This is a genomic window from Streptomyces sp. NPDC048504 (assembly GCF_043200035.1).
Lineage (GTDB): Bacteria > Actinomycetota > Actinomycetes > Streptomycetales > Streptomycetaceae > Streptomyces.
Map to the genome: position 1 here is coordinate 178,580 of NZ_JBICXA010000001.1, position 23,611 is coordinate 202,190.

Sequence of the window (23,611 nt, forward strand, 5' to 3'; positions counted from 1 at the left end):
TACAAAAGGACCGCGCGTAACTTCAATAAAACAAACATGTCTTGTGTTTGGCCGCGCCCCCGCCGCCCCCCCCCCCCCCCCCGCGGGGGGGGGCCGCCCCCCCCCCCCCCCCCCCCCCCGCGGCGATGTTGACAGTGCGTCGGGCGTCAGCGGTGTTCGTCGCTCTCGGCGGCTTCGTCCTCGGCCTGCTTGGCCTCGACCTCGGGGTCGAGCAGGGCCTCAGGGCTGCCGTCCACCGAGGTGAGGTGTCCCGGTTCGGGCACCTCGGTCGCGGCGGGCGGCTCGACCAGCCAGTCGGGGTTGGCCTGCTTGTCCCACCACTTCCAGGCGGCGAAAGCGCCGCCCGCCAGGATGCCCAGCACCGCCAGCCCCTTGGCGAGACGGCCTGCCCTGGCCCGCCGCTCGTGCTTGCGGACCAGCTTCTGGATCTCCTTGGGCGAGACCTGGCCGCGCAGTGCGGCGAACGCGGCCGCACCGCGTGCGGCGGCCTCGTCCTTGGCCGGGCCGGCGGCGGCGACCGCCTGCTCGATCCTCGGCCGTGAGTACTCGGCGGCCTGCTGGGCAGCCTTGCGGGTACGGACGGCGGCTTCCTGGGCGGCCTGGTCGACCTTCGGCGGTACATGAGTGCGGGCCTGCTCCAAGCGCGGCACGACATGGGCGCCGTACTGGACGCGGGCCTGGTCTGCAGCCAGCGACACCTTGGGCGCGAGTCGTACGCGTGCCTCATGGGCGTAGTACGAGGCCCTGTCCTTGGCCGTGTCGGCGTAGGGCGCCACCACTTCCGCGGCGTGCAGCACGCTGTCCTTCGCCGAGCCGGTCGCGGAGCGCACGCTGTCGATGCGGGTCACGGGGTTCCTCCTCCTCGGTGGCGGTACGGTATTTCGTCTATCCACCCATTTACGGATCATGCCTGCCAACGGGACGCGGGGCATGTAGAGGGCGGGCATCCGGGTCACGATCACGTGCAATTACGGATGAATCCGGGGGAACGGGAGCTTGTCATCGACAATGTCACGGATCCGTGCCCTGTGCCCCTCTCACGGACCCATCGGCCGGTTTTCCGCAAGTGGATCCTGTGGAAAAGCCCCGAGAGAAGGCCGTCGGGCGACGGAGCGCAGTGAGCGTGCGAGGATCTGGGGGTCACAGGAAGACAACGGAAGGCAGATCGTGGCCGAGCAGCTCTACGCCACCCTGAAGACCAACCTCGGCGACATCGAAGTCCGGCTTCTGCCGAACCACGCGCCCAAGACGGTCAAGAACTTCGTCGAGCTCGCCACGGGCGAGCGTGAGTGGACCAACCCCGAGACCGGGGTGAAGTCCGCGGCCAAGCTCTACGACGGCACGGTCTTCCACCGAGTGATCAGCGGCTTCATGATTCAGGGTGGGGACCCGCTGGGCAACGGCACGGGTGGCCCCGGCTACCAGTTCGAGGACGAGTTCCACCCGGACCTGCGTTTCGACAAGCCCTATCTGCTGGCCATGGCCAACGCCGGGCCGGGCACCAACGGCTCGCAGTTCTTCGTCACCGTCTCCCCGACGGCCTGGCTGACCCGCAAGCACACCATCTTCGGTGAGGTCACCGACGCGGCGAGTCAGAAGGTCGTGGACGCCATCGCGGCGACCGACACCAACCCGCGCACCGACCGCCCGGTCACGGACGTCGTCATCGAGTCGGTCGTCGTCGAGACCCGCTAGGGCCGGAGCGGTACCAGGGCCGCACAGGCCCGGGTCCCAGGGTTGACACCAGTACTTACCGCCGGGAACCAAACGCCCCGCTCGTCCGTAAGGATGGGCGGGGCGGTGCATTGCGTACGAAGGATTGAGGGGACCCCATGGACCAGGCGCCAGGCAGCCCGCAGGGCCCGGAGGAACAGCGGCCCCAGGATGCCCAGGGCCTGCCGGTCTGCTACCGGCACCCGGGCCGGGAGACCGGCGTCCGCTGCACCCGCTGCGAGCGCCCGATCTGCCCCGAGTGCATGGTCAGCGCCTCCGTCGGTTTCCAGTGCCCCGAGTGCGTCCGCGGCGGCTCCGGTACCGGTCATGCCCCGGCCGCGGCCCAGCCCCGCACGATCGCCGGTGGCACGGTGGCGGTGGACCCCCGGCTCGCGACCAAGATTCTGATCGGTCTCTGTGTCGCCGCGTATCTGGTGCAGCGGGTGGTGGGCGACCGCTTCACCGAGCACTTCGAACTCCTCGGCCAGGCGTACGTCCCGCTCTTCAGCTCCGTCGAGGGCGTCGCCGAGGGCCAGCCGTACCGGCTGCTGACCGCGATGTTCCTGCACGCCAGCCCGATCCACATCATCTTCAACATGATGAGCCTGTGGTGGATCGGCGGGCCTCTGGAGGCGGCCCTCGGCCGTGCCCGCTATCTCGCCCTGTACTTCGTCTCGGGCCTCGCGGGCAGCGCGCTCACCTATCTGATCGCCGCCCCGAACCAGCCCTCGCTCGGTGCCTCCGGCGCCATCTTCGGGCTCTTCGGCGCGACGGCGGTCCTGATGCGCCGGCTCAGGTACGACATGCGGCCGGTCATCGCCCTGCTGGTGATCAACCTGATCTTCACCTTCGGCTGGGCCAACATCGCCTGGCAGGCCCACATCGGCGGCCTGGTCGCCGGTGTGATCACCGGGTACGCGATGGTGCACGCCCCGCGGGAGCGGCGGGCCCTGATCCAGTACGGCACGTGTGCGGTCGTGCTGGTCGTCGTCGTGGTGTTGACGCTGATCAGGACGGCTCAGCTCAGCTGATATCAAACCGTTGTCCACAGTGCGTGGCGGATCTTGTGCATACCGTGGAGAACAGCTGTGCCCCCTGTCACCGACCCGTGTTTATGCAGGTCAGACAGGGGGCGAACAGGCTTGCGGTTACCGGTGTGTCAGTCACACCAGCGTCAACACCCGGTGGGTTATCCACAGATCGTCGTTCTTTTTCCCCAGGCCCGCTGTGGATACTTCTCTGGCCTGTGGATAACTCAGCGGAAAGTCGTGGGCAGAGCTGCGTTCACCGCGTGGTGGCCGCAGCTTCGACCGCTGCTTGTGCCGCTACTTCCACTGCGTGGAGACGCCGAACCCGGCGGCGATGAAGCCGAAGCCCACCACGATGTTCCAGTTGTCCAGACTGTCGATGGGCATGGAGCCGTCGGTGACGTAGAAGACGACGATCCACGCCAGCCCGATGACGAACATGGCCAGCATGACCGGTGCGACCCAGGCACGGCTGTTCAACTTGATGGCGGTCGCCGTCTTCGCCGGCGGCGGCGTGTAGTCGGCCTTCTTGCGGATACGTGACTTCGGCACGAGGGTCTCTCCTGTCGATGCGCTGCGTGGCCGCGCAGGGAACTGGGGCGGGCTCCGGGGCAGCGTACAAGGGGACACTGAGTGCTCCCCCGGGCGTCCGTTAGCGTAGTGCTTCCGCGGCGCCGAAGGAGATAAGGGTACGTTGAGCAATTCTGCCGACTCCCCCGGTACGGGTACCAGTCCTGCCGGTATCCGCCGTTTCCGTCCCGTGCGGATTCTCACGGTGGCCGTCTTCGCCCTCGCGGGGCTCATCTTCTTCACCAGTTTCAACACGGCCAAGGGCACCAACATCCGCACGGACGCCTCCTTGCTGAAGCTGTCCGACCTGATCCAGACCCGCAGCCAGAAGAACGGCCGGCTGAACGACGCCAACGGGGTCCTGCGTGACGAGGTCGACTCCCTCCGTAAGGAGGACGACGGCAGCACGGGCGCCGACGACAAGAAGCTCACGGCACTGGAGCGGACCGCGGGCGCGCAGCAGCTCAAGGGCAAGGCCGTCACCGTCACCCTCAACGACGCCCCGCCCAACGCCACCGCCAAGCTCCCCGGCTACCCCGAGCCGCAGCCCGACTACCTGGTCATCCACCAGCAGGACCTCCAGGCCGTGGTGAACGCCCTGTGGCAGGGCGGCGCCCAGGGCATCAAGGTCATGGACCAGCGGCTGATCGCGACCAGCGCCGTGCGCTGCGTGGGCAACACCCTGATCCTCCAGGGCCGGGTCTACTCACCGCCGTACAAGATCACGGCGGTCGGGGATCCGGGGAAGATGCAGGCGGCGCTGACGGCGTCGAAGGCGATCCAGAACTACAAGGTGTACGTCGATGTCTACGGGCTCGGCTGGAAAGTGACCGACGACGGGACGGTGACTCTTCCCGGGTACTCGGGCACAGTGGATCTGCACTACGCGAAGCCAGTGGAGTAAGCGGCCGTAGGAGCTGCCGGTGCGCGTGATCGTCAGGAGCGTCAGCGAACTCTGCATCACCGTAGGCACCCTGATCGTCCTCTTCGTGGTCTATGTGTTGTTCTGGACCGGCGTGAAGGCCGACCGCACGATGAGCGACCAGGTCGAGCAGTTGCAGAACCAGTGGTCGCGGCAGACCGCGCACCCGAAGGCATCCCCCGCACCCGCCGCCTCGGCCGCTCCGGCGAAACCGGCCGCGTACAAGGACGGCAGGCCTTTCGCGATCATGTACATCCCGCGGCTTGGTTTCACGTGGAACAAGCCGGTCCTTGAGGACACCGCCGTGGACACCCTGAAGAAGGGGCTCGGGCACTACGTCGGCACCGCGCAGCTGGGGCAGGTGGGCAACTTCGCGGTGGCGGGGCACAGGCGGACGTACGGCAACCCCTTCGTGAACTTTCCGGAACTGCGTGTGGGCGATGCGGTGGTGCTGACGGACGGGACCACCTGGTTCACGTATCGGATCGACAAAGGGCCTTACAAAACAGTGCCCACCGACATTGAGGTGATCGATCCTGTGCCACGTAAGTCCGGGTACACGGCCTCGGGCCGCTATCTCACGCTGACCACGTGCGATCCGGAGTGGGGGCACAGCCACCGGCTGATCGTCTGGGCGCATCTCGACTCCACACAGCCTGTGGAGGCCGGGAAACCGGACGCGCTGCGCCGTTAGTCTGGTGACGTACGGCGTGAGTCTGGTGCCGTGGCGCGACGGAAGGGACGGCATGTACGGCTGGATCTGGCGGCATCTGCCGGGCAACGCCTGGGTGAAGGCGCTCATTTCGCTCGCCCTTGCCCTGGCCGTGGTCTACATCCTCTTCCAGTACGTCTTCCCGTGGGCCGAACCGCTGCTGCCCTTCAACGATGTGACGGTGGACAACCAGTGAGTGCACGGATTCTCGTCGTCGACAACTACGACAGCTTCGTCTTCAACCTGGTCCAGTACTTGTACCAGCTGGGCGCCGAGTGCGAGGTGCTGCGCAACGACGAGGTGTCGACGGCGCACGCCCAGGACGGCTTCGACGGCGTCCTCCTCTCGCCCGGCCCCGGCACCCCCGAGGAGGCCGGCGTCTGCGTCGAGATGGTGCGGCACTGCGCCTCGACCGGGGTGCCCGCCTTCGGCGTCTGCCTCGGCATGCAGTCGATGCAGGTCGCCTACGGCGGCGTCGTGGACCGCGCCCCCGAACTGCTGCACGGCAAGACCTCGCTCGTCGAGCACGAGGGCAAGGGCGTCTTCGCCGGACTGCCCTCGCCCTTCACGGCGACCCGCTACCACTCGCTGGCGGCCGAGCCGGGGACGGTCCCGGCCGAGCTGGAAGTCACCGCCCGGACGCACGACGGCATCATCATGGGCCTGCGCCACCGCGAACTGCCCGTCGAGGGCGTCCAGTTCCACCCGGAGTCGGTGCTCACCGAGCACGGACACCGGATGCTGGCCAACTGGCTGGTGGAGTGCGGCGACCAGGGTGCCGTGGCGAGGTCGGCGGGGCTCGCCCCGGTGGTGGGCAGGGCCACGGCGTGACCGCGCTGCGCCCCGAGCGCGAGTCCGAGGCCGCGTACGGGGAGCAGTCGTACGCGGAGCCGAGCGGGTTCGATCAGTGGCACGGCGCGCAGGCGCAGGGTGCGCCCGGGGTGCCGTACGGTCCGATCGACGAAGAGACCGTCGCGCTGCGGCTGGCGGACCTCCCGCAGGAGCGGACGGGTCACGGTAGGTCCATATCGGCTTCTGACGCCTCATCCGCCTCTCCCGCCACAGGAACCCCCACGGGTGGGCGTGCGGCCCGCAGAAAGGCCGCCAAGGGGCGGCACGGGCGTCATGGGGGCGGCGGGGCGGCGGAGGAGACCACCGAGGCCCCGGAATCCGGTGTCGGCGAGCGTGCCGGCGCGCCCCTCTCGCGGGTCGAGGCACGGCGGCGGCAGCGGGCGAACAAGCCGGGTGCCGCGGTCGTCGCGAGCCGCGCGATCGGCGAGGTGTTCATCACCACCGGCGTGCTGATGCTGCTGTTCGTCACCTACCAGTTGTGGTGGACGAACGTACGGGCGCATGCGCAGGCCGGCAGCGAGGCGAGCCAGCTGCAGAACGACTGGGCGAGCGGCAAGCGCGCCCCCGGAGAGTTCTCGCCCGGGCAGGGGTTCGCCATCCTGCACATCCCCAAGCTGGACGTGGTGGCGCCGATCGCCGAGGGCGTCAGCAACAAGAAGGTGCTCGACAAGGGGATGGTCGGGCACTACAGCGAGGGCGCCCTCAAGACCGCGATGCCGGACGCGAAGACCGGCAACTTCGCGCTCGCCGCGCACCGAAACACCCATGGCGAACCGTTCCGGTACATCAACCAGCTCAAGCCGGGCGACGAGGTCGTGGTGGAGACCCAGGACACCTACTACGTCTACAAGATGACGAAGACGCTGCCCGTGACGTCGCCGAGCAACACCAGTGTCATCGACCCCATCCCCAAGGGCTCTGGCTTCACCACGCCCGGCCGCTACATCACGCTGACGACCTGTACGCCGGAGTTCACCAGCAAGTACCGGCTGATCGTCTGGGGCAAGATGGTCGAGGAACGGCCGCGCAGCAAGGGCAAGCCGGATGCGCTCATCGAGTAAGGGCAGATGAACGTGGCAGCGACCACCGACGACACCGAAGAGCAGACCGACACGCCCGCTTCCCCACCGGACCGCCCCCGCGGCACCGGCCCGGTCGCGCGGGCGGTCAGCCTCTTCGGTGAACTCCTCATCACGGCGGGCCTGATCCTCGGCCTGTTCGTCGTCTACTCCCTGTGGTGGACGAACGTCGTCGCCGACCGCACGGCCGACAAACAGGGAGACAAGGTCCGGAACAACTGGTCCAAGGACGAGGACACCGGTCCCGGCGCGCTCGACACCAAGGACGGCATCGGCTTCCTGCACGTGCCCGCCATGAAGAACGGCGAGGTACTGGTCGAGAAGGGCACCGAGACGAGCGTCCTGAACGACGGCGTCGCCGGCTACTACACGGACCCGGTCAAGGCCGCCCTCCCGACCACCGGCAAGACCGGCAACTTCACCCTCGCCGCCCACCGCGACGGCCACGGCGCCAAGTTCCACAACATCGACAAGCTCAAGAAGGGCGACCCGATCGTCTTCGAGACGAAGGACGACTGGTACGTCTACAAGGTCTACGACATCCTCCCCGAGACCTCGAAGTACAACGTCAAGACCCTCGCCCAGATCCCCACGGAGTCCGGCAAGAAGAAGGCCGGCCACTACATCACCCTGACGACCTGCACGCCGGTGTACACGTCCCGGTACCGGTACGTGGTGTGGGGCGAGCTGGTCCGCGTCGACAAGGTGGACAGCGCGCGGACACCCCCGAAGGAGCTCCGCTGACGGCAGGGTCGTAGCGCACCGCACGTACGACGGAGCCCCGGCACCCTGAGAAAGGGTGCCGGGGCTCCGTCATGTCGTACCGGTGCCGCCTATCCGGAGTTGCCTCCGAAGAAGCCGCCGCCACCGTTGTTGCCGTTGCCGGTGCCCACGCTGGTGAGGGTGATCTGTGTGCTGCCGGGGTCGTCCACCTGGTTGCCCGAGCCCGGGTCCTGCTGGGTGACGATCGCGTTGTCGCCCTGATCGCTGTTGTCGGCGAACTGGATGTTGGTGAAGCCGTTCTGCTGCAGGATCTGCTTGGCGTTCTTCACCGTCTGGCCGACGACGTTCGGGACCTGGGTCTGGGAGACCTTGCCGATCTGGATGTTGACCGACGAGTTCTTGTCGACCTGCGTCCCGGCCGTGGGCGAGGTCGCGACGACCTTGCCGTTCAGGTTCGTGTCGGTGGTCGCCACCTCGGTGCAGTTGCCGACGAGGTTGTTCTGCTGCATCTGCGCCTTGGCGTCGTCACAGCTCTTGCCGCTGACGTCCGGGACCGTGGACTTCTCCTCGGCCTTCGCGACGGTCAGGGTGATGGTGGTGCCCTTCTGGACCTCCGCGCCGAGGGCGGGGTCCTGCTCCAGGACCGTGCCGGGGTCCTCGCCGGACACCTTCTCCTTCTTCTCCACCTTGAACTGGTACTTGTCGCCCGTGAGCGTCGAGGAGGCGTCGTCGAGGCTCTGGCCCACGACACTCGGTACGACGACCTTCGGCGCCCCGGTCGAGACGACCAGGTTGATGGTGTCGCCCTTGTTGACGTTGGTGTTCGCCTTCGGGTCCTGGGAGCAGACGCTGCCCTTCGGCGCGTTCTCGCAGGCCTTGCGGGTGGGCTCGGCGAGTTTCAGGCCGGAGTTGACGGCCATGGTCTGCGCGGTGGCGTAGGTCTGGCCGACGAAATTCGGGGCCGCGAACGGCTTGTCGGCGCCCCCGTTCCCGCTGAACGCCCACTTCCCGATCAGGATCGCGCCCACCAGCACCAGGACCGCCGCCACGACCAGCAGGATCGTCGAGGTGTTCGACTTCTTCTTCTGCTGGCGGCGCCGGTCGGGGCGGTCGTCGTAGCCGAAGCCGCCGTCGTCCGGGTTCATGGGCGGCAGCATCGTCGTGGCGCCGGCGTCGGAACGCAGGGCCGTCGTCGCCTGGTCGTCGCCGTACGCGCCGTAGCCGACCGAACCCATCGCCGCCGTCGCCGCGACCGGCTGGCCGTCGAGGCAGGCCTCGATGTCCATGCGCATCTCGTCGGCGGACTGGTAGCGGTAGTTGGGGTCCTTGGTGAGCGCCTTCAGGACGATCGCGTCCATCTCCGGCGTGATCTCCGGGTCGAAGACGCTCGGCGGCTGCGGCTCCTCGCGTACGTGCTGGTACGCCACCGCCACCGGGGAGTCGCCCACGAAGGGCGGCCGTACCGTCAGCAGTTCGTAGAGGAGACAGCCCGTCGAGTAGAGGTCCGAGCGGGCGTCGACCTGCTCGCCCTTCGCCTGCTCCGGGGAGAGGTACTGGGCGGTGCCGATCACCGCGGACGTCTGCGTCATCGTCATGCCGGAGTCGCCCATCGCGCGGGCGATGCCGAAGTCCATCACCTTGACCTGGCCGGTGCGCGTCAGCATGACGTTGGCCGGCTTGATGTCGCGGTGGACGATGCCGTTGCGGTGCGAGTACTCCAGGGCCTGGAGGATGCCGATGGTCATCTCCATGGCCCGCTCCGGCAGCAGCTTGCGGCCGCTGTGGAGCAGCTCACGGAGCGTCGAGCCGTCGACGTACTCCATGACGATGTACGGGATCGAGACCCCGTCGACGTAGTCCTCGCCCGTGTCGTAGACCGCGACGATCGCGGGATGGTTGAGCGAGGCGGCCGACTGGGCCTCCCGGCGGAACCGGGCCTGGAAGGAAGGGTCGCGCGCAAGGTCGACGCGCAGCGTCTTCACCGCCACCGTGCGGCCGAGGCGTGTGTCATGGGCGAGGTAGACCTCCGCCATGCCACCACGGCCGAGCACCTGGCCCAGCTCGTACCGGCCGCCGAGGCGACGCGGCTCTTCCATAGTTCCCTACCAGCCCTCTCCGTCGGTCCCGACCCGCACGGATGTGCGGTCGGAGGCTAGCCGTCCGGGCCTACCGTACCCGGCTGGCTTTGTGTGACCTGGCCAAGCCCGTCACCCGATACAGGACCGGTATCGCAACGTGCACCGATGTGAAGGGGACGTGAGCGGAGTCACTTCTTGCTGTCGATGACCGCCTCCATGACACTCTTCGCGATCGGGGCCGCGAGACCGCCGCCGGAGATGTCGTCACGGTTGGCGCTGGAGTCCTCGATGACCACGGCCACGGCGACCGGCGAGCTGCCGTCGGGGAGCTTGGCGTAGGAGAGGAACCAGGCGTACGGGTTCTCGCTGTTGGCGACACCGTGCTGGGCGGTACCGGTCTTGCCACCGACGGTGACGCCGCTGATCTTCGCGTTCGTGCCGGTGCCCTTCTCGACGACCGTCTCCATCATCGACTGCAGGATCTGCGCGTTCTTCGAGGAGAGCGGCTGGCTCATCTCCTCCGGCTCGGTCTGCGCGATGGTGTCGAGGTTCGACGACTGGAGCTTGTCGACCATGTACGGCTTCATCAGCTTGCCGTCGTTGGCGACCGCGGAGGCGACCATGGCCATCTGCAGCGGGGTCGCGGCGGTGTTGTACTGGCCGATCGAGGACAGCGCGGTCTGCGACTGGTTCATGTTGTCCGAGAAGACCGAGGCGCTGGAGCGGATCGGCGTGAACTGCTCGGAGTCGAAGCCGAACTTCTTCGCCTCGGCCAGCATCTTGTCGTTGCCGAGGTCGGCGCCGACCTTGCCGAACACCGTGTTGCACGAGTACTGCAGCGCGACGCGCAGGGTCGCGTTCTTGCAGGGGATGCTGCCCTCGTTCTTCAGCTCGGTCGTGGTGCCCGGCATGACCCACGGCAGCGGCGAGTTCGTCGCCGTGTCGGCGGACGAGTACAGGTTGTTCTCCAGCGCCGCGGACGCGGTGACCACCTTGAAGGTGGAGCCCGGCGGGTAGGTCTCGCGCAGCGCCCGGTTCAGCATCGGGTCGTCCGGGTCGTACTTCTTCTGGAGCTTCTGCCAGGCCTTGGAGTCCGTGGTGGTGGAGTTTCCCGCGAACGACGAGGGGTCGTACGACGGGTAGGACGCCAGCGCCAGGATCTTGCCGGTGGACGGGTCGAGGGCGACGACGGCGCCCTTGCCGCCCTGCTTCGACAGACCCTTCCACGCGGCCTGCTGCGCGGCCGCGTTCAGGGTGGTGACGACGTCACCGCCCGACTTCTGCTTGCCCGTGATCATGTCGAGGGTGTTGCGGAAGAAGAGCCGGTCGTCGGTGCCGGAGAGGATGCCGTCCTCGATGGACTCCAGCTGGTTGGCGCCGAAGGCCTGCGAGGCGTATCCCGTGACCGGCGCCCACATCGCGCCGTTCTTGTACGTGCGCTTGTACTTCAGGTCGTTCAGCCCGGAGGTGCTGGTCTCGGTGGAACCGGTGATCGGGTCGCCGTCGACGATGATGTTGCCGCGCGGGGTGGAGTAGCGGGCGATCGTGACGCGGCGGTTCTTCGGGTCGTCCTTGAGGCTGTCTGTCTTGACGTACTGGAGCCAGTTGTCGCGCAGCAGCAGGGTGAGGACCAGGAGGCCGCAGAAGAGCGCGATCCGGCGCAGGGGCTTGTTCATGACGGGCGGACCACCTGGGTCATCTCGGCGTCGGGGCTGGGGGCGGGCGCGGGGGCCGGCCGGCGGGCGGTGTCGCTGATGCGGATGAGGATGCCGATCAGCGCCCAGTTGGCCAGCACGGACGAACCGCCGTAAGCCATGAACGGCATGGTCATACCGGTCAGGGGGATGAGGCCCATGACACCGCCGGCGACCACGAAGACCTGGAGCGCGAAGGCGCCGGACAGGCCGACGGCGAGCAGCTTGCCGAACGGGTCGCGGGCGGCGAGGGCGGTGCGGACACCGCGCTCCACGATCAGGCCGTAGATCACCAGGATCGCCATGATGCCGGCCAGGCCCAGTTCCTCGCCGAAGGTGGCGAGGATGAAGTCGGAGTTGGCGGCGAACCGGATGAGGTCGGAGTGGCCCTGGCCGAGGCCGCTGCCGAGGGTGCCGCCGGAGCCGAAGGCCCACAGCGCCTGCATCGACTGCTCGGAGTGGCCGGCCACGCCCGCCTGACTGAGCGTGTACTCCTTCATCGGGTCGAGCCAGGCCTGGACACGCTGCTGGACGTGCGGTTCGAAGGTGGCCACACCGACCGCGCCGGCCGCGGACATCAGCAGACCGAAGACGATCCAGCTGGTCCGCTCGGTGGCGACGTACAACATGATGATGAACATGCCGAAGAACAGCAGCGAGGTTCCGAGGTCGGTCTCGAAGACCAGGATCAGGATCGAGATGAACCAGACGACCAGGATCGGGCCGAGGTCGCGACCGCGCGGCAGGTAGAGGCCGATGAAGCGGCGGCTGGCCAGCGCGAGCGCGTCGCGCTTCACCATCAGGTAGCCGGCGAAGAAGATCGCGAGGACGATCTTCGCGAACTCACCGGGCTGCAGGGAGCCGAGGCCGGGGATGTTGATCCAGATCTTGGCGCCGTAGATGTTGGCCCCGAGGCCGGGCACGAGCGGCAGCAGGAGCAGCACCAGGGCGGCGAACATCGAGATGTAGGTGTAGCGCTGCAGGACCCGGTGGTCCTTGAGGAAGATCAGCACAACGGCGAAGAAGGCGATGCCCAGCGCGGTGTACAGCAGCTGGCGGGGCGCGGCGTGGCCCGCCTGGCCGATGGACTGCAGCAGCTTCGACTGGTCGAGCCGCCAGATGACGACGAGTCCCAGGCCGTTGAGCAGCGTGGCCAACGGCAGCAGCAGGGGGTCCGCGTACGGCGCGAACTTGCGTACGGCGAGATGCGCGACGCCGGCCAGAAGACCGAGGCCCAGGCCGTAACTCAGCAGCCCGGTCGGCACCTTGTCGTCGATGGCCAGGCCCACGTTGGCGTAGGCGAAGACCGGGATGACGACCGCGAACAGCAGCAGCGCCAGCTCGGTGTTGCGCCGGCTCGGTGCGCCGATGGAGCCGATCGTGGACGTGTGGTGCGACGGCGTGTTGGTAGAACTGCTCATCGTGTGACGGGGCCTCTCACGGCTTGCCTATTACTTGCTGCACTGCGAGACGACCTGCTGCTCTTCCTCCGAAAGGCTGGGACCGGTGCTGGGAGTCGCAGACGGGGTCGGGGACGGGGGCGTCGAAGTCGAGGCCGAGTTCGAAGGAGTCGGCTTCGGCGTGGCCTTGGACGTGAGGGAGGTGCTGGTGGTTCCCGTGGTGCCACTGGGCTTGGTCGCGGCACTCTCGCGCTGGGACTCCTTCTTACACGCGGAGGCCTGCACGGCGAGGTCGTCGATCTTCTTCTGGGCGTCCTGGAGACCGCCCTCGGCGATCGTGGCCTTGACCTGCTTCTGCTGGTAGGGCGGCAGGTACTTGAGTTCGATGTCGGGGTGGTCCTTCTCCACCTTCGACAGCGAGACCCAGGCGAGGTCCTGGCTGATGCCCCGGTACAGCGCGACGTGTTCGCCGTTGGCGCCGACGAAGTACTGGGTCTGCGTCCAGCGCCAGCCGCCGTAGAGGCCGCCGCCGATGACCGCGAGCGCGAGCACGCTGTAGAAGGATCTCTTGAACCACTTGCGGCCCTTGGAGGGCTTCACGAAGTCGTCGTCGGTGTAGTCCCCGAAGCTGCCCTCGGGGACGTAGCCGGTGGTGTCGCCGGAGCCGGGCGGGCCGAACTCGCCGCCCCCGCCGTTCTGTCCGGGCACCTGGCGGCCGAGCCCGGAGGCGCGACCCGCCGGAGTCTGCATGATGTTGTTGTCGTGCTGGTGGAGCTGGTTCTCGGCGACCGCGCCGACGATGACCGGGGTGTCCGACAGCTGCGCGGCGAGGGTGTCGCCGGTGTCGAGGTCGAGGACGTCGGCGATGATCACCGTGATGTTGTCGGGGCCGCCGCCGCGCAGGGCGAGCTGGATCAGCTCCTGCACGGTCTCCTGAGGGCCCTGGTAGCTGGCGAGGGTGTCTTCCATCGTCTGGTGGGAGACGACTCCTGACAGCCCGTCGGAACAGATCAAGTACCGGTCGCCGGCGCGGACTTCACGGATCGACAGGTCCGGCTCGACGTGGTCGCCACTGCCGAGCGCGCGCATGAGGAGCGCGCGCTGCGGGTGGGTGGTGGCCTCTTCCTCGGTGATCCGGCCCTCGTCGACCAGCCGCTGCACCCAGGTGTGGTCCTGGGTGATCTGGGTCAGCACGCCGTCGCGCAGCAGGTAGGCGCGGGAGTCGCCGACATGGACGAGGCCGAGCCGCTGCCCGGTCCACAGCAGGGCGGTGAGCGTGGTGCCCATGCCCTCCAGCTGGGGATCCTCCTCGACCATCATCCGCAACTGGTCGTTGGCCCGCTGCACGGCGGTGCCGAGCGAGGTGAGGATGTCGGATCCCGGCACGTCGTCGTCGAGCGAGACGATGGTCGAGATCACCTCGGAGGAGGCGACCTCACCGGCGGCCTGGCCGCCCATCCCGTCGGCGATCGCGAGGAGACGGGGACCGGCGTAGCCGGAGTCCTCGTTGCCCTCGCGGATCATGCCTTTGTGCGATCCGGCGGCGAAGCGCAGTGACAGACTCATGCGCACCTCGCCCGTCGGCTCCGGGTACATCCGCACGGTGCCCACCCTCCGGTCGGGAGCGCGCCGGGGTCCGCCAGGCGGTCCGCCGCTGCGTGCTCGCTCCGCTCGCTCATTTTCGTACTACTTCCGCAGCTCGATGACGGTCTTGCCGATGCGGATCGGCGCGCCCAGCGGAATTGGTGTGGGGGTCGTCAGCCGGGACCGGTCCAGGTACGTGCCGTTCGTGGATCCGAGGTCCTCGACGATCCACTGGCCGTCGCGGTCCGGGTAGATCCTGGCATGGCGGCTGGATGCGTAGTCGTCGTCCAGCACGATCGTCGAATCGTGCGCCCGGCCCAGGGTGATGGTCTGGCCCTGGAGCGCGACGGTGGTGCCGGTCAGGATTCCCTCACTGACGACCAGTTTGGTGGGGGCGTTACGGCCCCGCCGGCCGCCCCCGCTCGGCTGCTGCTGGCGCTGCTGCGGAGGCGCCGCCTGCCGGGCGGCCTGCTGCTGCGGTCGTCCGGCTTCCCGTCGCGAGCCGCGCTGTGTGACACGCGTTCCGAACAGGTCGCTGCGGATGACCTGCACGGCCACGATCACGAACAGCCACAGTACGGCCAGGAAACCCAGCCGCATGACCGTGAGGGTCAGCTCTGACATTGCCCCCGCTTCACCCTTCGGCTTGCCGGTAAATGATGGTGGTGCTGCCCACGACGATCCGCGAGCCGTCGCGGAGCGTAGCGCGGGTGGTGTGCTGCCCGTCCACCACGATGCCGTTGGTGGACCCGAGATCCTGGATCGTCGAGGGCGTTCCGGTCCGGATCTCACAGTGCCGGCGGGATACGCCGGGGTCGTCGATCCGCACGTCGGCTTCGGTGCTGCGGCCCATCACCAACGTCGCGCGGGAGATCTGATGGCGGGCGCCGTTGATCTCCACCCAGTACCGCATCCGTGCGCCGGCCGCCGGGGCGGCGGGCGCGGGCTGGAGGTACGGCGCCGAGCCGCGGCCGCCGGGCGGCGGTGCGGCCGGCATGGGCGGCGGGGCGCTCGCGGGCGCGGCGGCGGGCGGGTAGCCGTAGCCGCCGGGCCGTCCTGCGGCCGGCGGTGCCGCCGGGGCGGGGGTGCCGGGAGCCTGCTGGTTGGTGGAGGAGGCGAGCGTACGGCTGCGCACCCGGTACAGACCGGTGTCGAGGTCGTCCGCCTTCTCCAGGTGGACCTTGATGGGTCCCATGAAGGTGTAGCGCTGCTGCTTGGCGTAGTCGCGCACCATGCCGGCGAGCTCGTCACCGAGCTGGCCGGAGTAGGGGCTGAGCCGCTCGAAGTCCGGCGTGCTCAGCTCCACGATGAAGTCGTTGGGTACGACGGTCCGGTCGCGGTTCCAGATCGTCGCGTTGTTGTCGCACTCCCGCTGGAGCGCGCCGGCGATCTCGACGGGCTGGACCTCGGACTTGAACACCTTGGCGAAGGTGCCGTTGACCAGACCTTCGAGGCGTTGCTCGAACTTCTTCAGGACTCCCATGGGGCACCTCCTCCGTCGTTGCCGCACTGGCTGTCGTACCGACCGCCTTGCCGGCTGTCGTGGTGATTGTCGTGCTGACTGCCCTGGTACTGCTTACTGATCGTATCCACGCGCCGGTAAATCGGCTGGTTCCCCCTTGTCGGCCCGGTCGAACTCCTTCTGCCACTACTCCTGTCAGTACTCCTGCCCAGGATCGTAGAGGGGGCCGCAGACAAGTGTCCCGCACCTGACTGTGGACCTTGCCCGCCTCCTGGGGAGATGACGGTTACCGGTACGAGGTTGATACGTGAACCGGTCCACGTTGATACGTGGCGGGGGGCGGGGGGTGTTCGGTGGGGTGGAGGTGAGGGGGCGGTGGGGGTCGGGGAGGGATGGGAGAGGGGCGGGTGGGAGACGCAGGTGGGAACCGGTGACCGCTGATGGGGGCCTCGCGCGGGGCGTCCCGCTCGGGGGAACGGGGGGTCCTGCCGGGGTCCTGCTCAGGGGGAAAGGGATGTGAATCCACCCCGTGCACCGTGCTAATCTTCTGCATGTCAGAAGGCGCCAGCCCCCTAGGGGAAGGGCCCGAGGACACACCCAATGCGCGGGTGGCGGAATAGGCAGACGCGCTGGATTCAGGTTCCAGTGCCCGAAAGGGCGTGGGGGTTCAACTCCCCCCTCGCGCACAGACAGAAGCCCCTCAGGTCTCGGACCTGGGGGGCTTCTTCGTGTTCCTGGTGGGCCCGTTTCGCGCTGTGCTAAGGGAAGCCGGGCGCAGTGTGATCGTGCTTACACGAGTGGCTGCGGGGCTGTTGGTGAGGCGTGGGTTCCGGGGATGTTGATCTTCGGTGGGTTGTTGAAGTGTGGGCTGCCTCACTCGTCGGGATCGGTTCTGTCCGAGGTGACCGACCTGCGGCTCGGCGAGTGGGTCGACGAAACGAATCACCAGGTCAGCGCACTACCCCTTGATCACTCAAGTCGGTGAACCATCCCATCGGCCAGAAACATGATCGCAGTGACGGAGTTCTTTCCGGTCGGAAGAGGTGCTCCGCCGGAAGGGGATTGTTGATGGTCGCGCTGTATCGATCCAGGCTGTTTACGGCTCTCGCCGCCGCGTGCGCGCTCGTGCTGACGAGTTCCTCGGTGGCTCAGGCCGGTGCTGTCGGGACGACTCCTGTGCGGACCTTCGAGTACAGCGTCGGCGGCATGACCGTGAAGATTCCGACCGGGTGCCTGTTCACGCACATCGTCCGAGGTGGCGGGAAGAAGATCACCTACCAGAACGCGGGCGTCGACTGCGCCTTCGTCGGCGCGCTGAGCAGCGGGTTCTGCAACTGGCGCATCGACTTCACGTACGTGGACACCAGCAACAGGACCTATCGGACGTCCCGAGGGCGGACGCACCCCGAGTGCAAGATCGACCCGATGAGGAACAACTCTCCCCAGACGTTGCCTCGTTATGGAAAGGCGTGTGCGCACCTCTATGTCAACGGGGTGCGGCGGGTGAGTCAGTGCCACCACATCACGAAGTGAGCCGTTCATGATCCATCAGCAGCAAGGGCGGGAACAGTCCTCGGAAGCGCGACGGCGGTCGGCCGGGATCGCCGCATTCGTGGCGGGCCTCGTGGTGACGCTCGCCTTCTTCGCCTTCTTTCCCGGGCTCCCGCACGTCATCGACTGGGGGGCGATCGTCGTCGCCGTCCTGGTGGGAGCGCTTGCCCAATGGATCTGCCAGTCCTGGCTGGGGAAAAGGGACAAAGAGAGCGAGTGAGCTCGGGCACGGTGCCGCAGAGCCGCAGAGCTGCGGTGTCGCGGCAGCGTGGAAACGATCCGGGCGTCGGCTTTCGTGATGCTTCGGTGAGCCCCGTCTCAGGTGAGGACAATCACACGCACTTCTCACCTGAGGCGGAGGCCAGGCGCCGGGTCAGGCCGCGAGGCGTTCCGCCAGGGTCTTGGCCTTGGTGGTCGCGTCGCCGAGGGCGCGTTCGCGGGACGCCTCGTAGAGCGGGACCAGGTCGGCCATCGCCGGGTTCTGCGGGGCCATGGTCAGCTCCGGGACGATGAACTCGGCGTCCAGGCCGAGGAGGTCGCCGAGGACCGCCTTCAGGTAGTTCTGGACGTAGTCGTAGCCCTCGCGCGGGGTGCCCGGCCCGTAGGCGCCGCCGCGGCTGGCGATCACGACGGTCGGGATGCCCTTCACCTTCGAGTCCTCGGTCCCCGCGGTGCGGCCCATCAGGATCACGTTGTCCAGCCAGGCCTTCAGGGTCGAGGGGATCGTGGCGTTGTACATCGGGGCGCCGATCAGCACCGCGTCCGCCTGCTCCAGCTCCTCTATGAGCCGCACGCGCTCGGCGAAGGCCGCCGCCTGCTCGGGCGTGTGCGTGGCCGGGTCGGCGAAGCCGGCGGTGTGGGCGTCCACGGTGATGTGCGGGACGGGGTTCGTGGCGAGGTCGCGGTGGATCACCGTGCCCTCCGGGTGCTGTTCCTCCCAGGACGTGCGGAAGGCGTCGGCGACGGCCCGGGAGGCGGAGGCGCCGGCGGGGAACACGGACGAGTCGATGTGCAGGAGCGTGGCCATGGGGGTCTCCAAGAGGTGTCGAGCGAGGTGCCGGACGAGGTGCTGAGCGGGTGCCGGACGCCTGCTGGGCGCAGCGGTTCCGTCACGTTGTTTAGTGGCTAAGTTTTCATACTCGACTATGAATAACACAGGTACTTACTTTTTTTCACCCCCATACGAGAGGGCAGTACCCTGAGGGCATGGCGGTCGAACAGAGTCACGGCACGGATCAGTGCAAGAAGGTCGACGACGGCATCACCCGTGTCTTCCAGCTGTTCGGCAAGCGCTGGACCGGGCCGATCGTGGCCGTCCTGATGGCGCAGCCCGTCCACTTCGCCGACCTGCGCCGGGCGATCCCGGGCATCAGCGAACGCATGCTCTCCGACCGGCTCACGGAACTCGGCGCCGCCGGGCTGCTCGTCCGCGAGGTCGACGAGGGCCCACCGCTGCGCGTCTCGTACCGGCTGACGGAGTCGGGCAAGGCGCTGGGACCGGCCCTTAGGGAACTCGGCGCGTGGGCGCAGGTGCATCTGCGCGAGGGGTGGCAGTCGGGCGGGTGTTAGGTCGGGTGGGTAGGTAGGCGGGTCGGGGTGGGTCCGGGTAGGTCGGGGTGGGCCGCCGGTGAGCCGGCTGGTTGGGCAGGGGCGCCGATCGCTGAGGCTTCGACGGCTCCGGTGAGGCTTCTATCGGCACCGGTGAGGCCTCGATCGGCACCGGTTTTCCACAGCTGTGGAGTTGTCCACAGGGTCTGACGTGTTTTCGCCGCCGGTTGTACGGTCGTCGCGAGTTGATGTTCGGACGAGCGCACGTGTGAGCGTGGGTGTGTGTACGGGGGAGGCGGTCGGTATGACCGAGGCCGGTATCGGTGTGGGGCGCAGGCTGCCCGGGGTGCGGGGGTTCGCCATGTGGCCCGTGGAGGGGTCGCCCAGGGAAGAGGGGAAGGCGCTGCGGGCGAGCGTCCCGCGCAGCGCGCACGCCGCTCTCGACCTGGACGGTTCCCGCCCGGACGCGGTGACCGCAGTCGAGGAGTCCGGCCGCGGCCGCATCCCCGGGCTCACGCCGATCCGGGTGGGCAGGATGGCGGCCACGCCCTTCGCGTTCCTGCGCGGCTCGGCCGGACTCATGGCCTACGACCTCGCCCGCACCCCCATGACCCGGATCGGCGCCCAGATCTGCGGCGACGCCCACGCGGCCAACTTCGGCCTGTACGGCGACGCCCGCGGCGGCCTGGTCATCGACCTCAACGACTTCGACGAGACCGTGCACGGCCCCTGGGAGTGGGACCTCAAGCGGCTCGCCGCCTCGCTGGTGCTCGCGGGCCGGGAGGCCGGTGCCGACGAGGACACCTGCCGTACTGCGGCGCACGGCGCGGTGGGTTCCTACCGCCGCACCATGCGGCTGCTGGCCAAGCTCCCCGTGCTGGACGCGTGGAACGCCATCGCTGACGAGGAGTTGGTCTCCCACGCCGACGCCCGTGACCTGCTCGGCACACTGGAGCGGGTCTCCGAGAAGGCGCGGGGCAACACCAGCGGACGGTTCGCGGCCAGGTCGACCGAGGCAGCCGAGGACGGCGGGCGCCGCTTCGTCGACGCCTCGCCGGTGCTGCGGCGGATCCCGGACGCGGAGGCCGCGGCGGTGGCGGCGTCCCTGGAGGAGTATCTGGACACGCTCTCCGAGGACCGCCTCCCGCTGCTCGCCCGGCACACGGTGCACGACGTCGCCTTCCGCGTCGTCGGCACGGGCAGCGTCGGCACGCGGTCGTACGTCGTGCTGCTCCTCGACCATCGCGGCGAACCGCTCGTCCTCCAGGTGAAGGAGGCCCGCCCCTCGGCGCTGGTGCCGCACCTGGTGACCGCCGGGTTCGACGCGCCGTCCGTCGCGCACGAGGGCCGGCGGGTGGTGCTCGGGCAGAAGCGGATGCAGGTCGTCAGCGACATCCTGCTCGGGTGGACGACGGTCGACGGACTCCCGTTCCAGGTACGGCAGTTCCGCAACCGCAAGGGCAGCGTCGACCCCGCCGCCCTCGCCGCCGACCAGATCGACGACTACGGCCGCATGACCGGCGCCCTCCTCGCCCGGGCCCACGCCCACAGCGCCGACCCGCGCCTGGTCGCCGGCTACTGCGGCAAGAAGGACGAACTGGACGAGGCGATAGCCACGTTCGCCGTGGCCTACGCCGACCGGACCGAGGCGGACCACGCGGAGTTGGTGGGGGCGGTACGGGCGGGGCGGATCGCGGCGGAGATGGGGGTGTAGGCGGTTGGGTGCCGGGTGCCGGGTGCCGGAAGCGGCTAGCGGGAGCGGGGAGCGGGTGCCCGCTGTGATCGCGGGTGGGGGAGCTGATCGGGGTGAGGGACCTCGGACAGCCCGTCGCCGGGCGAGACGCGCACCGGCGGTGCCATGACCCGTTCGTTCACAACGCACGGGCAGCGCAGCCGACGTGCCGACCGAGGCACTGCCACCACAGCCGATGCCCCACCGTCGGCGAGGTCACCCGAGGTCACCCGTGGTCCACAAGGCCCCAGCGCAACCGATGCCCCGTAGCCCGTCGGGCCGTGGCCTACGCTGGGCGGGTGACGACCCCGGAAGCTGAGCAGTCCCAGTCCGCACCCGTTGGTGAACCGGTGCCGGAGCAGACGGGTGCCGAGGTGCCGTCCGCCGCCGGAGCCGTGGCGGGCGACGGTTCCGTAAGCGAGGGCACCGAGGGCGGTGCGGCCGAAGCCCCTGAGGTCAACTCCCCTCAGGCCGACGTTCGTGCGGCCGACGCCGGCCCATCCGACGCCCACCTGGCTGACTCCGCCCACCCGGCTGACTCCGCCCACCCCGCGGACGCTGCCGCCCCGCGGCCCGAGGAGCGGCTGGAGCGGGCCGTGCGCGCCGCCGAGCAGGCGTTGATCGAGTACGAGATCGCGGTGGACACCTTCCGCATCGAGGTCGAGAACTTCTCCCGGCTGCACCACCAGAAGCTCGGCCCGATGTACACCCGCCTCGACGAACTGGACGCACGGATCGCCGAGGCCCTGGCCGCACGCACGGGTAACCCTGAGGACATCCGCAAGGCGGACGAGGCGCGGGCCCGGGTGATGCCGATGCCCGCGGTCGAGGAGCTGTTCCACGGCTGGATGGACGGCAGCGGCCTGTTCCCGGAGGCCGAGGCGATGCTCACGGACCAGCCGGTCCGGCCCCCGCAGCGGGTGCGCCCCAGCGAGGAGGCCCGCAAGCTCTACCGCGAGCTGGCCCGCAAGGCCCACCCCGACCTGGCGCAGGACGACGACGAGCGCAAGCGGCGCGAGGAGTTCATCACCCGGGTCAACGCCGCCTACAGCCGCGGTGACGCCCCGCTGCTGCGCGAGCTGGCCGAGGAGTGGGCCGCCGGACCGGCCCCGGCGGAGCGCGGCCCGAGCCCCAGCGAGGAGCTCTACGCCCGCCTCGAATGGCTCGCCCACCGCAAGGAACTCCTCACCCTCGTCGCCCGCGAGCTGGAGGAGGGCGCCATCGGCTCCATGCTCCGCATCGCCCCGGACGACCCGGACAGTCTCCTCGACGAGATCGCCGAGCAGTTGCTCGCCCAGGTCGCCGAGCGGGAGGCGGAGCTGGCGAACCTGCTCTCGCAGCCGCACGCGTCGGAAGGCCCGTCGGGTAGCGTCGGGGCATGAGTTTCGGAACTGGTGTGCCCACGGTCGAGGTCGGAGACCTCAAGGACGGCGACTTCCTGCTGGACGTCCGCGAGGACGACGAGTGGCAGGCGGGTCACGCCACGGGGGCGCTGCACATCCCCATCAGTGAATTCGTCGCCCGGTACGGCGAGTTGACCGAGGCGGCGCCGCAGGACGGCAGGGTCCATGTGATCTGCCGCTCCGGCGGGCGTTCGGCCCAGGTCACGATGTACCTGGCCCAGCAGGGCATCGACGCCGTGAACGTCGACGGCGGCATGCAGGTGTGGGCCGCCGCGGGCCGACCCGTCGTCACGGACGAGGGCCAGCCGGGTTTCGTGCTGTAGCTGTAGCTGTAGCTGTAGCTGCGGTGGGCGCGGGCCGGGTTCAGCCCAGCGGATGGGCCGCCAGCAGATCCCCCAGCGCCTCCTCGTGTGCCGCCGCCGGGCCGAGCGACAGCTCCAGGTGCTTGGCCCAGGAGTGGTACCGGTGCAGGGGATATTCGGTGTCGGCGCCGAACCCTCCGTGCAGATGCTGCGCCGTCTGCACGACCCGTCGTACCCCCTCCGCCGCCCAGATCTTGGCCACGGCCAGGTCCGCGGCGGCGGGCAGTGCGCCCGATGCCCCCGAGGCGATCCGCCACGCGGCCTGCCACAGGGTGGCCTCCATCGCGCGCAGGTCGATGTAGCGGTCGGCGGCCTGTACGGCGACGGCCTGGAAGGTCGCGACGGGGAACCCGAACTGCTCGCGCCTGCTGGTGTATTCGCCGGTCATGCGGAGCACGGCGGTGCCCAGGCCGAGGGCCAGCGCGCAGGTGCCGGCGGTCAGCAGGTCCCGCAGCCACTCCCAGGCGCCGTCGGCGTCGATGACGTCGACCCTCGCGATCGGCACGGAATCCAGGCGCAGTTCGCCGAGCCGCTCGCCCGTGGTGGAGATCTGCTCGGCGAGGACGACGCCTTCGCGGTCCGGGGAGACCAGCGCGAGGACGGTCCGGCCGGCGTCCGTGTGCGCCGGGACGACGACCAGGTCCGCGTTGTGCGCCCACGGCACCGCGGTCTGCACCCCGTCCAGCACCCACCGGTCACCGTCCCGCCGTGCCGTTACGGCGAGTTCGGCCGGGTCGTGGCCTGTACGTCCGTGCGCGGCGACGGTCAGCACGAGGTCGCCGCGGCCGGCCCGGGTGAGCAGAGCGGACCTCAACTCCTCGCCGCCGTAGGCCTGTACGGTCGCCGCGGCCGCGCTGCTCTCCAGGAGCGGCACCCTGGCCAGCACCTTCGCAGACTCCCGCAGCACCAGGCACAGGGCGATCGCGTCCAGCCCCGCGCCGCCGTACGACTCGTCGAGCAGCAGGCTCAGCAGGTCCGCCTCGGCGAGCCTGGCCCACAGCGCGCGGTCGAAGTCGTCGGCCACGGCGCCCGTGGTGTCGGCCGGACTGGGCACACCGTCCGGCGCGACATCGGCGAACACCCCCGCCGCCGCCTCGGCCGCCGCCTGCTGCTCCTCGCTGAAGGTGAAGTCCACGGTCCCTGCCCTCTCGCACGCGCGCACCGGCCAACAGCCGGACGTCCGACCAGATCTGACGGA

At 69.0% G+C, this 23,611-nt stretch carries 24 protein-coding genes and 1 tRNA gene; 15 read left to right on the plus strand and 10 right to left on the minus strand.

Annotated features, from left to right (window positions below):
* Window positions 1-146: 146 nt before the first annotated feature.
* Window positions 147-848, minus strand: a complete 702-nt coding sequence (locus tag ACGFY9_RS00765; protein WP_393750574.1) for a DUF5324 family protein — start codon at window positions 846-848, stop codon at window positions 147-149.
* 319 nt (window positions 849-1,167) lie between these two features.
* Between ACGFY9_RS00765 and ACGFY9_RS00770 the strand changes: the two genes are divergently transcribed.
* Both ACGFY9_RS00770 and ACGFY9_RS00775 read left to right on the plus strand, forming a co-directional pair.
* Window positions 1,168-1,695, plus strand: a complete 528-nt coding sequence (locus tag ACGFY9_RS00770) for a peptidylprolyl isomerase (protein WP_393750576.1) — start codon at window positions 1,168-1,170, stop codon at window positions 1,693-1,695.
* Window positions 1,696-1,832: 137 nt separating this feature from the next.
* A complete protein-coding gene (locus ACGFY9_RS00775; protein WP_393750577.1) occupies window positions 1,833-2,744 on the plus strand; it encodes a rhomboid family intramembrane serine protease in 912 nt (303 codons plus the stop codon).
* 294 nt (window positions 2,745-3,038) lie between these two features.
* Here ACGFY9_RS00775 and crgA read toward each other — a convergent pair whose 3' ends face one another.
* Entirely contained in the window at window positions 3,039-3,293 is a 255-nt protein-coding gene (crgA, locus tag ACGFY9_RS00780) for a cell division protein CrgA (RefSeq protein WP_019073554.1), read from the minus strand.
* Window positions 3,294-3,435: 142 nt separating this feature from the next.
* Here crgA and ACGFY9_RS00785 point away from each other — a divergent pair, with 142 nt between their 5' ends.
* From ACGFY9_RS00785 to ACGFY9_RS00810, 6 genes are read left to right on the plus strand one after another with little or no spacing between them, the layout of a single operon-like run.
* Window positions 3,436-4,215, plus strand: a complete 780-nt coding sequence (locus ACGFY9_RS00785; protein WP_393750579.1) for a DUF881 domain-containing protein — start codon at window positions 3,436-3,438, stop codon at window positions 4,213-4,215.
* Between the two features lie 19 nt (window positions 4,216-4,234).
* Window positions 4,235-4,927, plus strand: coding sequence for a class E sortase (locus tag ACGFY9_RS00790; RefSeq protein ID WP_393750581.1), 693 nt, complete (start codon window positions 4,235-4,237; stop codon window positions 4,925-4,927).
* Window positions 4,928-4,931: 4 nt separating this feature from the next.
* Window positions 4,932-5,141 (plus strand): hypothetical protein, encoded by a 210-nt coding sequence (locus ACGFY9_RS00795; RefSeq protein WP_393750583.1) that lies wholly within the window; start codon window positions 4,932-4,934, stop codon window positions 5,139-5,141.
* Entirely contained in the window at window positions 5,138-5,776 is a 639-nt protein-coding gene (locus tag ACGFY9_RS00800) for an aminodeoxychorismate/anthranilate synthase component II (protein WP_393750585.1), read from the plus strand. The genes ACGFY9_RS00795 and ACGFY9_RS00800 overlap by 4 nt, the downstream gene beginning before the upstream one ends.
* Complete coding sequence (locus ACGFY9_RS00805; RefSeq protein ID WP_393750587.1) at window positions 5,773-6,858, plus strand: class E sortase; 1,086 nt, start codon at window positions 5,773-5,775, stop codon at window positions 6,856-6,858. The genes ACGFY9_RS00800 and ACGFY9_RS00805 overlap by 4 nt, the downstream gene beginning before the upstream one ends.
* Before the next feature lie 6 nt (window positions 6,859-6,864).
* Window positions 6,865-7,620, plus strand: a complete 756-nt coding sequence (locus tag ACGFY9_RS00810; protein WP_393750589.1) for a class E sortase — start codon at window positions 6,865-6,867, stop codon at window positions 7,618-7,620.
* A gap of 89 nt (window positions 7,621-7,709) precedes the next feature.
* On the opposite strand, the gene pknB is transcribed toward ACGFY9_RS00810, so the two are convergent.
* The 6 genes from pknB to ACGFY9_RS00840 all read right to left on the minus strand — a co-directional run bounded on the left by pknB (window position 7,710) and on the right by ACGFY9_RS00840 (window position 15,838).
* Window positions 7,710-9,695 (minus strand): Stk1 family PASTA domain-containing Ser/Thr kinase, encoded by a 1,986-nt coding sequence (gene pknB, locus ACGFY9_RS00815; protein ID WP_393750591.1) that lies wholly within the window; start codon window positions 9,693-9,695, stop codon window positions 7,710-7,712.
* A 170-nt stretch (window positions 9,696-9,865) separates the two neighbouring features.
* Window positions 9,866-11,353: a peptidoglycan D,D-transpeptidase FtsI family protein gene (locus tag ACGFY9_RS00820; protein WP_393750593.1), complete on the minus strand. Its 1,488-nt coding sequence runs from the start codon at window positions 11,351-11,353 to the stop codon at window positions 9,866-9,868.
* Complete coding sequence (locus ACGFY9_RS00825) at window positions 11,350-12,792, minus strand: FtsW/RodA/SpoVE family cell cycle protein (RefSeq protein WP_393750595.1); 1,443 nt, start codon at window positions 12,790-12,792, stop codon at window positions 11,350-11,352. The genes ACGFY9_RS00820 and ACGFY9_RS00825 overlap by 4 nt, the downstream gene beginning before the upstream one ends.
* Window positions 12,793-12,822: 30 nt before the next feature.
* The gene (locus tag ACGFY9_RS00830) at window positions 12,823-14,367 is read right to left on the minus strand and encodes a Stp1/IreP family PP2C-type Ser/Thr phosphatase (RefSeq protein ID WP_393751735.1); all 1,545 of its coding nucleotides are present in this window, start codon (window positions 14,365-14,367) and stop codon (window positions 12,823-12,825) included.
* A 90-nt stretch (window positions 14,368-14,457) separates the two neighbouring features.
* On the minus strand, window positions 14,458-14,979 hold the full coding sequence (locus ACGFY9_RS00835) for an FHA domain-containing protein (RefSeq protein WP_019055182.1): 522 nt from the start codon (window positions 14,977-14,979) through the stop codon (window positions 14,458-14,460).
* 10 nt (window positions 14,980-14,989) lie between these two features.
* Window positions 14,990-15,838: a DUF3662 and FHA domain-containing protein gene (locus ACGFY9_RS00840; RefSeq protein ID WP_366433221.1), complete on the minus strand. Its 849-nt coding sequence runs from the start codon at window positions 15,836-15,838 to the stop codon at window positions 14,990-14,992.
* Between the two features lie 581 nt (window positions 15,839-16,419).
* Here ACGFY9_RS00840 and ACGFY9_RS00845 point away from each other — a divergent pair.
* The 3 genes from ACGFY9_RS00845 to ACGFY9_RS00855 all read left to right on the plus strand — a co-directional run bounded on the left by ACGFY9_RS00845 (window position 16,420) and on the right by ACGFY9_RS00855 (window position 17,588).
* Window positions 16,420-16,503 (plus strand) — tRNA-Leu (locus ACGFY9_RS00845).
* A gap of 382 nt (window positions 16,504-16,885) precedes the next feature.
* The gene (locus tag ACGFY9_RS00850) at window positions 16,886-17,350 is read left to right on the plus strand and encodes a hypothetical protein (protein ID WP_393750597.1); all 465 of its coding nucleotides are present in this window, start codon (window positions 16,886-16,888) and stop codon (window positions 17,348-17,350) included.
* A gap of 7 nt (window positions 17,351-17,357) precedes the next feature.
* Window positions 17,358-17,588 carry a hypothetical protein gene (locus tag ACGFY9_RS00855; RefSeq protein ID WP_393750599.1) on the plus strand — a complete coding sequence of 77 codons (231 nt, stop codon included), beginning with the start codon at window positions 17,358-17,360 and terminating at the stop codon, window positions 17,586-17,588.
* 153 nt (window positions 17,589-17,741) lie between these two features.
* Here ACGFY9_RS00855 and ACGFY9_RS00860 read toward each other — a convergent pair whose 3' ends face one another.
* A complete protein-coding gene (locus ACGFY9_RS00860; protein ID WP_393750601.1) occupies window positions 17,742-18,395 on the minus strand; it encodes an FMN-dependent NADH-azoreductase in 654 nt (217 codons plus the stop codon).
* Between the two features lie 179 nt (window positions 18,396-18,574).
* On the opposite strand from ACGFY9_RS00860, the gene ACGFY9_RS00865 reads away from it, so the two are divergent.
* The 4 genes from ACGFY9_RS00865 (at window position 18,575) to ACGFY9_RS00880 (ending at window position 22,374) form a co-directional block, all read left to right on the plus strand.
* Complete coding sequence (locus ACGFY9_RS00865) at window positions 18,575-18,937, plus strand: helix-turn-helix domain-containing protein (RefSeq protein WP_365301254.1); 363 nt, start codon at window positions 18,575-18,577, stop codon at window positions 18,935-18,937.
* A gap of 283 nt (window positions 18,938-19,220) precedes the next feature.
* The gene (locus ACGFY9_RS00870) at window positions 19,221-20,630 is read left to right on the plus strand and encodes a DUF2252 domain-containing protein (RefSeq protein ID WP_393750603.1); all 1,410 of its coding nucleotides are present in this window, start codon (window positions 19,221-19,223) and stop codon (window positions 20,628-20,630) included.
* A gap of 317 nt (window positions 20,631-20,947) precedes the next feature.
* On the plus strand, window positions 20,948-22,030 hold the full coding sequence (locus tag ACGFY9_RS00875) for a hypothetical protein (protein WP_393750605.1): 1,083 nt from the start codon (window positions 20,948-20,950) through the stop codon (window positions 22,028-22,030).
* Between the two features lie 14 nt (window positions 22,031-22,044).
* On the plus strand, window positions 22,045-22,374 hold the full coding sequence (locus ACGFY9_RS00880) for a rhodanese-like domain-containing protein (RefSeq protein WP_043675918.1): 330 nt from the start codon (window positions 22,045-22,047) through the stop codon (window positions 22,372-22,374).
* 40 nt (window positions 22,375-22,414) lie between these two features.
* Here the strand turns inward: ACGFY9_RS00880 and ACGFY9_RS00885 are convergent, their stop codons facing one another.
* Window positions 22,415-23,548 carry an acyl-CoA dehydrogenase family protein gene (locus tag ACGFY9_RS00885; RefSeq protein WP_393750606.1) on the minus strand — a complete coding sequence of 378 codons (1,134 nt, stop codon included), beginning with the start codon at window positions 23,546-23,548 and terminating at the stop codon, window positions 22,415-22,417.
* Window positions 23,549-23,611 lie beyond the last annotated feature (63 nt).